Origin of the sequence: Oligoflexus tunisiensis (assembly GCF_001748245.1) — a bacterium.
In the GTDB taxonomy this organism is placed as follows: domain Bacteria; phylum Bdellovibrionota_B; class Oligoflexia; order Oligoflexales; family Oligoflexaceae; genus Oligoflexus; species Oligoflexus tunisiensis.
The window spans coordinates 4036197-4050888 of sequence record NZ_BDFO01000001.1; the positions used below are offsets into that span (position 1 = coordinate 4036197).

Sequence of the window (14692 nt, forward strand, 5' to 3'; positions counted from 1 at the left end):
AGTCCAACATGATTGGAATGAAATATATTAAAAGAAGCAGCCCCGGGGAAGCGGGTGGAATCCGAAAAAAAGCAAGGGCCAGGCTTCACCTTGGACTCACCTTGGAGTCGATTCGGTGAAGGACCTGGCCCAACTGCCTATTTAGCGGCAGCTAGAGGAGTACTTCATGGGCCTACCGAAGCCGAGAAGATTCCGGTTTCCTCATCCCTGCTAACGATGACGTCAAAGAAATGATGCGTAGGAGTACTGCCCGTACTGCCCCCCAGCGTGAGTGACTTCGTGGCCAGGACTCCATCCTTGTTGGACTCGATGAGGACGGTCGCAGTGCGACCATCGGCCCGACCCCAGTTTGCGACTGAGATGCGGTAAGTCCCGGTACGAAGCGTGGCTGCGTCGCACGTTGCGTAGTAATGCTCGGGGCCAAAGCCGGCTGTGTTGTCGACATCAAGATAGCCCGAGGCACCAGCCCTGGCTGCGTAATAAACGTGGAAACCGCCCGGCTCAAATGCGTGCAGGTCGGCATCCCCGCTGCCATCCCAAGTCAGGGTAGCCGTAAAAAACGCGATGGATTCGTTTTCATTTTGCTTGGGCGGCGGAAGGAGCGAGGCGAGCGCGGCATCAATCTGCCCCTTCACCCGCGAAGAGATGGCCAAAGCAGGGTTTATGTAAATCTCCTGGATGCCGTGTCCAAGGAAGTCCTTCTGCCCATTCAGGCCTGCTGGTCGCAGAAGATAGCCAGGTATCTGTGCATTGGCCCACTCCACGTCACCATCCAGCCTGAGCGCGAAATTGATGACGATATCCTTGTCCGCGAGCGTATATTCACCACTGAGTGTCCGCGACGCGGGCGCGATATGGACCACCTTGACGGCCGCAGCCGATGTTTTCGAGACAGCGTAAGAATAGGCTTTATTGACAAACAAATTGCCCTGCGAGTGCGCCACGAAAAGCATTTTCCGGCCTTCGATCGCTGCAGAATCGATGAGTGCTCGATGATCTGCGTACATATCGGCCGTGGAAAGCTCCGCAAATCCTCTCGCGAGCAATTCAAGACCCTGGGTCTGCTGCCAGTCGCTGAATTCGGACAGGATGTCGGCTGCCTCTGGGATGGCCGCGATGATGTTCGACCACCAAGGCCCATCGCCTGTCAAAGCCTCGAAGAACAGCTCGAATCGTTCCTCTAGGATGCCGTTTTGTTCTTCAAGCCTCTGCGCGAAGACCTCTACAAAATCCTCTATGCCGTTGGTCGCGTTGTAAAACACCTCGTATTTGATCTCTTCTCCCGTAGGGCCCTTTTTGCCATGAATGGCTATCAGGCGGTATTGCACAACGTTCGCATCGTAAGATGTTGTTAAAACACCATTGAAAAAGCCAAAAGTGTAGCCTGCCTTGACGCAGGCGTCCTCCGGAGCTTCTGATTGGGCGTAAGAAGAGGCCGCATAGACCATGGTCATGGCCAACGAAACAATAACTCCAAGTGCTTTCTTTAGATTAATCACAGACTTTACCTCTTGGTATCGAGATGACCTTACCGTTCATTGCCTTGTCGTATTGCAAAAAGGCCTGCAGGCGCTGTTTGGTATTGGCCGTGTAGGACCGGATTTGCGACGCGACGAGTTCCGGAGTTTCCGCAGTGCTCGTCAGAAACTGCTCGAAGACGCAGCCTATCGCGCGCGACACTGTGTTGGCGGCAGTCTGGACGGCGAGGGAATCGGATGGGTCCGTCAGAAGCGTTTTTTGCATGGCCTTTGCCAGCTGAAGGACAGCTTGGCGCTGTGGACCAGTTTCATATTTCTTGATGATGATGGCATCGATATCATCTCGCACGCCGTTGTTGTCGTTGTCAGGGCCGGCGATGGTCTCGCTCCGTTCGAGCTTTGGAATCTTTCCTGACGCTTCCAGATTCGCTAGAGTAGCCCGTGGATCGTTAGCGCAGGTGATATTGATGTCGAAGCTGGTCGCCCAGTTGCCCTTGTCCAGGATGCGCGGACCGGCTCCGTAAGCGCCTTCACGCTGACTGCCTTTAGCAAGCTTTTTATAAATATCGGCGTGGGCCACAGCATGGAGCACCGTGTCGCTGCAGGACGCGGGATCAATGCCAAGGCTGGCCAGTGGCACGATGAATTCGCTACTCGTAGCGCCAGAAGGCGCCGCTTGCTTGTAAGGAAACTGGCCTGGAATCGGGTTTCCCTTCTTTGTTGCCGGCAATTTCAAAAGGTCCGTTCCCACCCAAAAATGCATGTCCTCCAAAGTCCAACCATTCAGAGTCGAGTATACGACTTTCAAAGTATCGTTCTCGACTGCGGTGCAGACTTTGCCAGCCACGATCGTCTTTGCGCCGAGGAGGTCGACGCAGGCCTGGGGGGACTGAAATGCAGGGCCAGACGCGAGCGCCAGCTGCTGATGCGCTGGCTTGGATTTGTTTCGGCCTGACTTCGCGTTATCACTGGATCCTTGGCTTCCATTCGAATTGGTGCAGGCAGCCGTAAGCGCGACTGCCGCTAGAATAGATGCCGCTTTGACTTTCGTCAGAATCATACCTTCTCCTGTTGAAGGAATCTGTGTCGGTACGGAAAGGGAACTCCTCTTGGGAATTGTAGCAGGCAACATGCCGAGTCGCTTCGAATTATGTCATGTCGCTCCCTTCAGTTGCATGATGGCAAGTACTGCCCGCTCGATTGAGTGCTTTCGACTGTCGCGATCGGGGAAACAGGGCTCGTCAGGTTGAGAAATAAAGGCTTTTTTGCTCAGTTTATTTGCAAACTTTTGGCCAAAATTTCTGTCCTGAATTAGGCTTTGAAGTCCATAGACTTAGTTCGATATGCGAGCAGAGGAACTGTGTGCCGGCTGGTCACTGACTGGAGATGAATCACTCAAAAGGTGAGGGATCCGGCGCGAGCTTTCAAAAACATAGTGGAGCGCGCCATGGGCTTTTATATGCTCATGAAGCCCTTCCTAGTGGGGTAATATCAAGCCTCTCAGGTCTGCGCCTCGCATAGAGCCGTCAGTCAATGAAACTGGAGTTGGGCGAACAGGGCATGATCATTCTCGGGTCCTTTCCCCGAGTGCAGGTTCAGGTTCAGCAGTGATTCATATAAAGGGGCGTCATCGGAGGTGAAAGCATGGCCTTCCCGGACGTTCAGGTGATGCAGAAATCCCTTCAATCAAGTCAAGAGAGGTAATGACAAGAGGTTTGCCCTTGAAGATTCGGGTAAGAATTCAGCCGTTGCCTGTAGGAAGCTGACCTAAAATTGCAAGCATGTCCACGCATTCGACAGGCGCTGTGGAATATTTCCCGCAGTTTAGAAGGGGAATGAACCTTGCAGGAAGAATAGTTAAATGCAGGAGTTACCGATTGAATTCAAGATGGCAAAGACGATGGGGCGCTGCTTCATTGTTTAATTTTCTTATCATCAGCATCTTTCTTTCGAGCTGCAAAGACAGCCCGAGGGTGGTTAGTGATTCCCCTCCAATTGAGACAGTTCCTGAATCCTCGTGCCTTCGGGAGATGTCTTTGGTGTGCTCACCCCCGTATGAGCCCATAGTCGTGATGGATCTTGAGTTGACTTGTACACCGGCCTCCAATGATGCAGCTGATACCGGTGGAGTTCAAATACTGGAAGACGTTTGCCAAATTCATGAGCTCGATAAGGATGCCACTTATATCCTTGCCGTTCCCTTCCGCGGTGTCCCGAGGTACGGTTCAGTCACTTCCGACCTCGACAAGTTTCAGTTTATCGATGCGTTTCAGAGCGTCGGTTCCCATGCCGCCGCTGCCCGAGCCTTTATCTTCAGCGATGAGCGCAGCCGCTATTCCGGGAGGGCCATCCGCAATCGGTATGAAGTCAAGATAGGTGAAACCCTTGAGCAGAGCTGTGCGTCTGCAGTGGCAGAGAATCATGATCTGCACGAAAAAGCTCGCAGCCTCGACGGAAGCTGCATGAGCGATTTCGATTGCGCGGAACACTCAAGATTCGACAAGGAGCGCGCCTGTTTTGATGAGACCGTGGCCTACAATGTGCGTCTGCGCGATGAGGCGCTTGACCGAAGTGGAGTGAAGGCCACCACATACTGTGAACTCCGCTCCCCAGGACTTGGCTCTTCCTACTGCGAGGCTGGAGAATCTCCTCCTCGCGAACATCATACCCGCTGCATTCAGGGCCAGTGCACGGTGTTTTTCGAGACACACGCGATTCCCAAAGGAAAATAAATCCTTTAGGATGCTCAATACGGCCAGGATAGCATATGGGCATGCGTTGAAACTGAACGGAACCTGGCGCAACCCGAAGTATAATGCCGCGCTGCGATCGAGCGAACCCAGCAGCAAGCATCAGACCGGTGATGCCTGCGATATCGTGCCCATCCGAGGATCATTGTCCTACTCCGACTGGAGTGATAAAATCTCCGATGCTTGTGCTAAAGTGGCGCCCGGGTTGGGTTCAGGATATGAGATGAAGATCCATGGCCGGGGCACTGGGCTGCACTGCCACCTTGAGTATGATCCGTAAAGGGCAAAGGCCATGAATGCAAGGCTCGCCTGGCTGCTGATTGTTTCCCTCCTGATCTTAGCAGGAGAGGCTCTCGCGTTCGAAAAGCGGGATTTGGATAGACTCGTAGATCTTCAGAAACGCAAGAAGTACTGCGAAGCTTCCCTTTTGGCCAGCCGATGCCTTGCGGACAGGACAGTGGATCACAACCTCGACCGCTGTCTTTATATAGGGGAGAATGTCACGCTCGAGTGCCTTTTCGAGTATTCCGACAAGGTCTTCACACCCCTTCAGAAAAAGGGACAGTTGGCTCAAATCGAGAAACTCAACATTCAGAAGTTCGATAAGCTGAAGCTCGAGAAGAGGAAAAAAATCTTCGTTTACTCCACCGAGCTCTACGAGTATTCCAATGACTACGCGAAGCGCCATGTAGAACTATTTAAGACCTCCCGCTACCGGGAAGAAATGCTGCTCGTCCTGGTCAGCCATATCCTCTGGCACCTGGATCGCTGGGAAGCCTATGTGCGGGACTTCGAAAAGGAATTCCCGAACTCAAAGGACATGTCCTACGTCCAGTGCCTCCTGGGGGAATACTATTATTCTCACTGGGCATACGAGAACCTTGACCTTTCCAACCGTGTCGTGCAAAAGGTTCGTGCGGATAGCAACTCGGCCGAAGCGAAACAGCTGCGTGAGAGGGCTCTAAGTTACTTAACCAAGGTCAAGAACCAACCTCCCACTCGGACTATTCCCCATTGCGAGATCGGCAGCATCGACGAGGCGCTCAAGCACTTGTCCCAGCCTGGGATCCCGCCGAACCCGATCGGTTTCTTCCTGATGAATTAGGTTTTTTCCTCTTTTTTCTGCTACATAAGTTCCCCGTCTCGGGGGGCTGAATATTCCTCAATTGGTCTTTTGCTGCCGTAGTCTTGGAGGTCACCATGAGAACCACACTTTTAAATCGTTGTTGATCGTCCTCAAGTTCTTAGACACGTTCTTCTGTGAGTCTCTTAAACCGGCGAATGGGATCCATTCCCGCTTTGTCGCATCCTGTCTCCGTCACTCACAGCTAGTGAATGTAATAGAGTAATGGAGACGGAAGCAGCGGGCGATAGGCTTTAGCAGATAACTGCAAGCTTCGCCTCACGGTATAACGAGAAGACCTCCCGCTTTTTGTCAGGAGCTGCAAGTGCTGCCAAGATGCACTCCAGAGCAAAGACTCGTGGCAGCCGTCTTCCGGACTCAATATCGGATATGTAGCTTGGCGAATAACCGGACTTTCTGGCAACTTTTCGTAGCGAATAGCCACGGTCCTCGCGGACCGCTTTAAGCAAGGTACCTGGGTGCATACATGCCTCAAAAGAGAGGTTCCGATGGATTTCCGCCCCTTCATCATTATCACCACAACTCAGCCATATACGGGCCTCTATCCTTTCGGGGAAGATATATATGGAAAACCTGTTGACCCACTTTCAATTCATACCACTGGTGGCCAGGGACCAAACCGCGAGCAGGGAGAGGCGAGCTTGACCGTTCAAGCAACACTGAGTCCGAAAGAGGACTCTGAGCTTGAGCTACCGGGAAGACGCCTCCTTATCGCAAAAGCTGTTTTCAGAGTCAAAACCGACCTTGGCCACGTGAGAAAAACCAGTCAGGCCCACGTCATGGTGTGGTGCGGCGACAAACCCGTAGTGTTTTCCGACATCATCCATATCCCGGGCTGGTACAGAAGCCACTGACATTTCGCCACAAATTCAGGTGAACGACTTTGACTTCGCCAATTGCCGTGACCGCCTCTACGCATTCTCTATGGCAGAAGCACAGAACATTCAGTTTAAGAGCTTCAGCTGGATGATAACAAAGGGCACAAACACACCGGCTCCCACACCAGTTGACACTGCACCTGAATCTCGTAGCTGCCAATATAAGCATAAGGCACCCAGCCTAGGTGGATCAGCAGGTAGAGTAACCAACCGAGATGCTTTTGGAAGATCACGAAGCTGTGACCCGAACGGCAACTGGAAAATGACTTGCAATGATAACAGCGGCAAGACTGACGAAGTCGGCTGCAGATAACTCCGAATTTGGTCAACCAGAAGAGATTCCAAGCGCGTAATGTCGCTGGTATCAGTCCAGATTCGCAGGAGACTTGCCGGGACCGCTTGATTGAGTCAGATCGAAGGGATCGCAGTACTGTGGTCCCTTTTTTTGTGATCAGTGTGAACCTCACCTTCTGTTGTCACCTACTTGGCGCAGTTTGCATCGATCTCGTCATAGTATCGCTCAGAGTGCAGATTGACCGCCTCTTCCACCTGGTAATCAAAATGCCATGTGGGCCTCGTTTTTTTCTCGTCCTTCAGAAGAATAGAGAAGTCGAACCTGCTTTCAGTTCATCACACGCTGAAAGATACCGTTGTGCGGGTATGGTTTTCAGGACGGGTTTCGGGAAAATCAAACCTGAACACATTCCTTCCGGCCGCGAAGTTCCTTCGGGAACCTGGAGCGGGGGATCAGCGAGCGAGAGGACGGCCTCGCCGCCTTGGGGATGGCGACATACCCCTCAGGCTTCCACGTTTCGTTGTCCTGCTGCTTGACCATGCATTCGTCCATCGAATACAGACACGCGAATGGCTCACCCCTGACGCTCTCTCGTACAGAATTCCCTTCCGGGTCCAACCGCTAACCAAAGTGAACCTTCGGTGCATATCGACCTATTCTCAGATACCACCTTGCCAGTGGATTGATTCAAAGCCTGCTGTTCTGCTTCAATTCCAGGGAAAGTCCAACATCCATTCAAGAATACCGAGTTCACGGTCACTCCTGGCTCTTCTTTCAAAACTTATTTGCTCCGCTCTGAGCCAGACAAATCCTGGAATGCTTGCGTCAAATTTAACAGCTCAATTCCAGCGTTAAGAAAACTTTACTTTCCTGAAAGCACAACGATTTTCCACAAAAGATACTTTGTGTAAGGAATCCAAGGTCATCGTTTTTCCGATAAGAGAATAAATACCGCAAAACTCGGAGAGTACCGCATGTTAGCCGCTCGCCTATTTGCAATTAAATTGATTGCTTTATTAACTTTCGGGAACTCAATCGCTTGGGCTCAGACATGCGACCTAGGATTGAATTTTGCACTTAACGGAAGTGTTTCGACAGAACTCACATATGATCAAGTATTGGGCCAAAGGACTACTCTGAATTCTCGAATTGCCAGCTTTCCCAAGCTTCGTGTGTAGTCAACTACACATTTTCCAATAGGGGTAATCCGGCAGGTGAAGGAACGATCCACTGCGGATTCTCAAATTCAATTTCTGAACAAGGCAGTATTCAAAATTCTTATTTTTGCTATGAACTTCAGGATTATTTCGATAATGCGAGCCCTAAGATTTTCACTACTGATGATTTAAACAGCTATGCGCAAGACTACTTTCAGAAAGCGAATAGTGAGCCATCCGCAATTTTTAATGGCGATCATTGGGACATCAAATCCATCGATTGTCTCGCTTCGTCTAACATGATTGATCCAAAGATAGAAGTATCCTTGGATCCCCAGCCCAAAGGAACTTGCTCCAGTGGCTCGCTAAGCTCAGCACAGACCGGATCTCACATTGACTGTCGCGATCGATCAGTAGCTCAAACCATACCCGTCGTTGGAACTGACTTTTCATTGCATTACGCATCACGGGAAACCGCTGGTTCAGCTCCTGCTAACTCAAACCTCGGACTTTTTATCGCCCCCACAGACCTGCCTGATATGTATGGAAAGATCATAAAAATTGACGCGACTCTTTCCGTCGGCGGTCGATCACTTACAAAATCATATGACATTAATGCGCCAAGCCTTTTGCAATCGCTTTCCCCGACGTTTGAATGGGATGGGACTGATAGTAATGGCAACCCATTAAATGGAACGCAGCTTGGAGAAGCGACGGTAACATTCCATATGGAACGTGGACCTATGGGCCAATCAAATGTTCAACTCTATCGCAAGATTCCCGCCTACATTGGCAGATCAGATCAACTGGATCGCTTTGGTCTAGGAGGCTGGAGCCTCAGTGCCTATCACCAATTCGATAAAAGCACGAAGATGTTGTTCCTAGGCATGGGGGCGCGCACACCAATTGAAGATCCCAAATCCACGGCAACCTATGTTCCTAACGCTCAAGGCGTGATCAATGTTCCTTCAATTGATACAAGCGAAATCTACCAATTTGACGAGAACGGACTGCACCTCGCAACATATGATAGTCTGACAGGAGCGAAGATATATACCTTTTCTCACGATTCGGCAGGTCTGCTCCTGTCCATTCAGGATAGAGCTGGAAATAGTACAACTATCCAAAGAGATGGGTCGGGCCGCTTCTCAGGCATAACAAGCCCCTATGGGCGAGTCACAACAATTTCATTGGACCCATCGGGTTACATCGCATCCATAACTAATCCAAGGAGCGAAACAACTCAATTTACATATCATTCTGGTTCACAAACTGGACTTATGGCAACTTTCACTAATGCCAAGGGGAGAACGAAGTCCTATTCTTATGACAGTAGCGGTTACTTGGTAAGCGCTACGGATTTCAAGGGTAACGTAAAGGACATCACCTTTTACTCCGAAATAAATCCATCCAATGGAAGCCATACTTCCAGGACTTTCTTTAGCTCTCCTCTTGGGCGAATGACAATTTATGAGACTAGCGCATCGTCGATGACGAATACATATCCTGATGGAAGCAGAGAGCAACTTACTGTATCGCCTGATGGTTATGTGAAGGATTTCGTAGACACAACTGGAACCAGCTATCGCATGGAATACAAAGCTGATCCACGTTTCGCAGAGCGATTTTACTTAACCAAAAGCACCGTACATATTCCTCAAACCTCGAATACTGTCTATAATAGAAGCTATATTCAATCCGACCCAGGTGACCCGCTTTCACTTGAAAGTTTCCAGACAGAAGTCGAAAAGGAAGGTTTGGGACTTTTCAGAAAAACCTATACTAGGTCGACAAACACCCTTCTTACAACGACTCCTTCCGGCAGAACCATAACAGAATCCTTCAACTCACTAGGTCTCACGAGTTCGCTCCGGATCGGTAACAAGGCCCCGTGGAGATTCATTTACGACCCAAGGGGAAGGATATCAAAGGTAAAGCGATCTACAAGAGTATCATCATATAAGTACAATGCCAGAGGCCTTGTCGCATCGTACACCGATGCCCTAGGGCAGGTAACCAAGTATACCTATACGCTAGCAGATCGCCTGAAAACGATTACGCTGCCCAATTCAAAAGTTATAACTTTCCATTACGATCGCAATGGCAATCTCAATTGGCTTCTTCCACCAAATGAGCAATTGTATAGGTACACTTTTGACAAAAAGGATCTACCTGTCACCAACCTTGAGCCTATAGTCGCAGGAGCAACTACCCAATGGAACTGGTCTTACTCCGCTGATGACGAACTTACGCGCGTTATTCATCCTGATCTATCACTATTAAATTATAGTTATGACTCTTACGGTCGACTATCGTCTGTAAGCGGGCCAAATATTCTCAAAACATATAATTACAACTACCGGGGACAGATCGCTTCCATTCAGTCACAGAATAACGATTTGCTTAGTTTCCAATATATAGGCCGTTACCCGACCAAGTATGAGTGGTCAGGAAGTGTAAACGGAACGGTTGGTTTCACCTGGGGATCTCATGATCGCATCGCCAGCGTTTCAGTTAACGGGCAGCCTGTTGCAGATTATCAATTTACCCCGGAAGGGGAAGTGGCAGTTGTAAATAACTTGTCAGTAGTACGTTCTCCCTCAACAGGTTTTATCACATCAACGAAAGTAAGAAGTGTACGTGCAAAATTTACGTACAATTCCTTTGGCGAATCAGTCACAGAATTGAACACATTGGGAGGGGTCGATTTTCTAGAATCCAACTACACAAGAGATGGCCTTGGTCGCATTATAGGCATCAGCAGGGTGGCAGATGGAGTTACGACTAACAAGACATTTACATTTGATTCAATTGGCCAACTACTCTCTGAGACAACTGACGGAGTAGTGACAAGCGCTTTCTCCTATGATGCCAATGGGAATCGTTTTACCAGCGGCGGCAACGAGGTGTATGATGAACATGATCGGCTAATTTCCAATTCCGAATGGATGTTTACATATAGCCGCAATGGATTTTTGACGAAAAAGACTCATAGGATCAGCGAGGAAAGTATCGACTATCTCTACGACAATCTTGGAAACCTCCTGCAAGTTAGACAGGAAAACGGAGCAGTCGTTGAATATGTTGTGGACGGATTGGATCGCAGGATACAGCGCAAGGTTTCCAACGCGTTTACAGATGCATTCATTTACCAGGATAAACTCAAGCCTATCGCTCAATTGAACGAAGACGGATCTGTTCGCGCGACATTCATATATGGCACTAAATATAACAGCCCTGATCTTATTGTGAAAAACGGCATTACTTACCGCGTCATCCATGATCATTTGGGGAGCCCTATATTCATTGTTGATACGCGGAACAATGAAGTTGTCCAGAAGATGACCTTTGATACGTGGGGTAAAGTATTGGAGGATACCAACCCTGGCTTTCAGCCTTTTGGGTTTGCCGGTGGTCTTTATGATTCGACAACAGGACTTCTCCGGTTCGGTGCGAGGGACTATGACCCGTCTATAGGACGCTGGCTGAACAAGGACCCCATTACGTTTGATGGCGGTTGGAATTTGTATGCTTATTCCAACAACGATCCTGTAAATTTCATCGATCCTGATGGGCTTCGCCCTGATGATCCAGCGTTTTGGCCTGCGCCGCAGGGAGCGATTGAGCCAGCTCCAGAAGGAGTCGCAATTGGTGCTGCTGCAGGCATAGTCGGTGGCGCCGCGGTAATGTGTGCTGGTGAAGCACTCGGAGTTGCTACCGCTTCACGTGCTATAACCCCAGCCGCTGATGCTATTCTAAAATACATCGGCCCCGGGGGAAAGCTTATTAGGAATAAAGCAGGCGACATCGTATTAATGTCGAAGGATGGACTGAAAAAGGTTCGGTTTGACATAAAAAGACCACAACCACATAATAATCCACATTCCCATGTGGAAGAAATTATCAACGGTACATGGCATAAGTCAGGTCCAATTTATCCTAAAAATGTTCCACCCAACTGAGGTTTACATGAGAATTCTAGACAATGATGCAGATAAAATTGTTAACAACATTACGCTCTGCCTGACAATGGATGAGGCTCGCGAACTGAGAGATACGCTTGAACATCTTATTCAAAAACCTGAAGATAATCACGGTCATGTATCCGACTTTGAAAAAGAGAAGGAACTGTCGATATGTTTGTATAATGAAGCGAATGTTGATCCAAGTCTTCACGAAAGAATTAAGAAACTTATTCTATTGGACGAATGATATTGATATGTATTGTACCGCGCGCACATATTGCTAATTTGAATTAGACCCCCATTAAGCATAAAGGCCTGTATGGATTTTTTCTTCTATTAATGAGGTAAGCAACGCGGCCCCTTTTGGCTGCCGTACGACTACTTCTGTCGCTTAGCTTATCGATAGCTGTCGACGTCGTCGAAAAACCCTTCAAATACCAGCCCACCACCGCCTCTACCTGCTCATCAAAATGCCAAAGAGGCTTTGTGCTTTTCTGATCCTTGAGTAGATAAAGGGTAAGCGCCTCATGAATCCACGTCTGGAAACCAATCCCGCCTGATCGTATCCTGCCTCATCACCCGCAGTCGGTGATCATAATAGAGTAAAATATCGAACGCCTCCGTGTGGAGCTTGGTAAAAGTACAAAAGTCAACGGGAGAAAAGCTTTCACAGGACGGCCACTATATGGTCTTTTTCGATCACAATCCATTCATAAGGAGAATGAATGAAGAGGTGGACAATGAAGGAACGTCGCGCAATTCTCAAAGAGTGGGAATCAAGCGAAATGACCCGCAAGGAATTTTGCAAGAAGCATGGAATATCAATTTCCTCACTTCGGCATTGGAAAGAAATGGTTGCGGCGAAAGACAGAGAGCCTGATACAGAAGGCTTTATCGAAGTTGATTCCATTGATCCAGTAGTGACGGTACCCGCTGTGAAAAATTCGTCACCATCCAGGAAATTTTTTAGAATCACGACGTCCTACGGAGCGGTGATCGAGGTGCCGCTATGAAAGACGTAGGGAATTTTTCCCGTTTGCTCCTCTCAGTAAAACCAGTGGATTTCAGAAAGCAGGCTTATGGATTGGCAGCGGTGGTGAAAGAGGCTTTTGGAGAGGAACCGCTGGATTCGCGGACACTGTTTGTTTTTACCAATAAGAGGAAATCTTCCATACGGCTTTTGTACTGGGATTTGACGGGATTCGCGCTCTGGAGCAAGGCTTTGGAAAAGGAAAAATTCAAGTGGCCTCGCAAGGTTGAGGGAGGGAAAATGCAAATCTCCCAAAGGCAGCTCAAGTGGCTCCTTCAGGGAATCGACATTGAGAAAATAAAAATGCACCAACCGCTAAATTTCACGAGCATTCAGTAAGATCTTGTGCTACTGATGTTCGCACCATGAATTCGACTGAAACCATAAAATCAAAATACTCGGGACGCTCTGAAGAAGAGCTTCTCGAAATTATTGCCGGTCTCACGATAAAATATAATCGCTTGGCTACGTATCTCTTCGGCAGCAGGAAGGAACGATTCATTGCAGACCCTGAAGGAATGCGTCTTTTGTTCAACGAGCCGGAGGAAATACTTGAGACCGCGGAATCGGACCTGGTTCAAGAGATAAAACAAGAGCAGACTTCCGAACCTGAAAAAAAGCTCCGAGGCAAGAGAAGGCCGCTCCCGGATCATCTTCCGCGCGTGCAGAAGATTATGGATTTGCCGGATAATGAGAAATCCTGCTCCATCCATCAAGTGGCTCTCGTTAAAATTGGCGACGAGACCGTTGAAAAACTCGAAGTTGAGCCAGCCAAGGCATATGTTGTTCAATTGATCACACCTCGCTACAAATGCCCGTGTTGTGAAGACGTGAAGATCTTTTCCGCGGAAAAGCCTTTAGATCCAATTCCCAAAAGCTTTGCGACACCTGGCCTGTTGGCTTATATCGCGACGCAAAAATATGTTGATGGGCTTCCGCTTTCCAGACAGGAACGCATTTTTGAGCGCGCATCCATCGAACTGGATCGGACAACCATGGCTCGCTGGATGATCAAAGCAGCAGAGCTTGCAGCTCCTCTCGTTTCTTTGCTTCATGATGATCTCATCGCATCGCCAGTCATTCACGCTGATGAGACTCATTTGCAGGTGCTCCGCGAACCAAACAAGACTCCGGAAAGCAAGAGCTACATGTGGTGCCTGGCACGCTCAGGACCGGAACCCATTATTCTTTATCGATATTACGACAATAGAAGCAAAAGGGCCGCCGCCGATCTGCTCAGAGACTTCAACGGCTATCTTGTTGCAGACGCCTATAAAGTCTATGAGAGCCTGCAAAATATCTTGAACTATAACATCTCGGGATGCTTTGCGCATGCACGCAGGCGTTTCTGGGAAGCTGAAAAGTTTGCGAAGAGGGCGGACCCGAAAGCAGAAAGACCGCTGGCATCTGATGCCCTCGCTTTTATTAAACGGCTTTATGGCGTTGAGGAACGCATCAAGGATAAGGCTGCAGATGAAAAATTGAGTGCGAGACAGAGTGAGTCAGTGCCTGTTCTCCATAGATTTTTGGAGTGGCTTGAGGTGCAAAGGAACGCCGTTCCTCCCAACTCGCCAATAGGAAAAGCTGTGAATTATGCGCTATCCAATTGGGAAAATCTTGCGGCATTCGCACGTGACGGTCGACTGCCTATCGACAATAATTTTATGGAAGCCCATATTCGACCGTTTACACTTGGCAGGAAAGCCTGGCTTTTTGCTGCGGTGCAGGCGGGAGCGAATGCGAGTGCCAACCTGTATTCACTTGTCGAAAGTGCCAAGGCCAATCGCATCGATCCGTTTGATTACTTGAACCTTATTTTCAAAGAGCTGCCAGCCGCAAAAAACCTCGCTCAGCTGGAAATGCTTCTGCCGCATCGTGCTGCGCATCACTACCCGCTCAGGCCGTACAATCCATCAAAAAAGTGATCGAAAAACCCGCCTGAAACGTGCTGCCCTGAGGCCTCGTCACGCACGGATTTTGCATTTTTACCAAAGG

12 protein-coding genes are annotated in these 14692 nt (G+C 49.1%); 9 read left to right on the forward strand and 3 right to left on the reverse strand.

The window, feature by feature from the left end:
- Window positions 1-164 precede the first annotated feature (164 nt).
- Together OLTU_RS16855 and OLTU_RS16860 are read right to left on the reverse strand one after the other, a co-directional pair.
- Window positions 165-1454 (reverse strand): DUF2135 domain-containing protein, encoded by a 1290-nt coding sequence (locus tag OLTU_RS16855; protein ID WP_141736809.1) that lies wholly within the window; start codon window positions 1452-1454, stop codon window positions 165-167.
- A 37-nt stretch (window positions 1455-1491) separates the two neighbouring features.
- Window positions 1492-2538 (reverse strand): hypothetical protein, encoded by a 1047-nt coding sequence (locus OLTU_RS16860; protein WP_141733932.1) that lies wholly within the window; start codon window positions 2536-2538, stop codon window positions 1492-1494.
- A 976-nt stretch (window positions 2539-3514) separates the two neighbouring features.
- Here OLTU_RS16860 and OLTU_RS16865 point away from each other — a divergent pair.
- Genes OLTU_RS16865 through OLTU_RS16875 form a run of 3 tightly spaced genes read left to right on the forward strand, consistent with a single transcriptional unit; the run spans window position 3515 to window position 5333 of the window.
- Window positions 3515-4210 carry a hypothetical protein gene (locus OLTU_RS16865; protein WP_141733933.1) on the forward strand — a complete coding sequence of 232 codons (696 nt, stop codon included), beginning with the start codon at window positions 3515-3517 and terminating at the stop codon, window positions 4208-4210.
- 10 nt (window positions 4211-4220) lie between these two features.
- Window positions 4221-4508, forward strand: a complete 288-nt coding sequence (locus OLTU_RS16870; protein WP_141733934.1) for a hypothetical protein — start codon at window positions 4221-4223, stop codon at window positions 4506-4508.
- A gap of 12 nt (window positions 4509-4520) precedes the next feature.
- Entirely contained in the window at window positions 4521-5333 is an 813-nt protein-coding gene (locus OLTU_RS16875) for a hypothetical protein (protein WP_141733935.1), read from the forward strand.
- A 272-nt stretch (window positions 5334-5605) separates the two neighbouring features.
- Here the strand turns inward: OLTU_RS16875 and OLTU_RS33210 are convergent, their stop codons facing one another.
- Window positions 5606-5836, reverse strand: a complete 231-nt coding sequence (locus OLTU_RS33210) for a helix-turn-helix domain-containing protein (RefSeq protein ID WP_141733936.1) — start codon at window positions 5834-5836, stop codon at window positions 5606-5608.
- Between the two features lie 24 nt (window positions 5837-5860).
- On the opposite strand from OLTU_RS33210, the gene OLTU_RS16885 reads away from it, so the two are divergent.
- The 6 genes from OLTU_RS16885 to tnpC all read left to right on the forward strand — a co-directional run bounded on the left by OLTU_RS16885 (window position 5861) and on the right by tnpC (window position 14622).
- Window positions 5861-6226 (forward strand): hypothetical protein, encoded by a 366-nt coding sequence (locus tag OLTU_RS16885; RefSeq protein WP_141733937.1) that lies wholly within the window; start codon window positions 5861-5863, stop codon window positions 6224-6226.
- A 1775-nt stretch (window positions 6227-8001) separates the two neighbouring features.
- Complete coding sequence (locus OLTU_RS16890) at window positions 8002-11664, forward strand: RHS repeat domain-containing protein (protein ID WP_141733938.1); 3663 nt, start codon at window positions 8002-8004, stop codon at window positions 11662-11664.
- A gap of 7 nt (window positions 11665-11671) precedes the next feature.
- Window positions 11672-11914 (forward strand): hypothetical protein, encoded by a 243-nt coding sequence (locus tag OLTU_RS16895; protein WP_141733939.1) that lies wholly within the window; start codon window positions 11672-11674, stop codon window positions 11912-11914.
- A gap of 478 nt (window positions 11915-12392) precedes the next feature.
- Window positions 12393-12680 (forward strand): IS66 family insertion sequence element accessory protein TnpA, encoded by a 288-nt coding sequence (tnpA, locus tag OLTU_RS16900; protein ID WP_141733940.1) that lies wholly within the window; start codon window positions 12393-12395, stop codon window positions 12678-12680.
- Complete coding sequence (gene tnpB / locus OLTU_RS33215; RefSeq protein ID WP_141733941.1) at window positions 12677-13036, forward strand: IS66 family insertion sequence element accessory protein TnpB; 360 nt, start codon at window positions 12677-12679, stop codon at window positions 13034-13036. Before tnpA ends, tnpB begins: the two co-directional genes overlap by 4 nt.
- 26 nt (window positions 13037-13062) lie before the next feature.
- A complete protein-coding gene (tnpC, locus tag OLTU_RS16910; protein ID WP_141733942.1) occupies window positions 13063-14622 on the forward strand; it encodes an IS66 family transposase in 1560 nt (519 codons plus the stop codon).
- Window positions 14623-14692 lie beyond the last annotated feature (70 nt).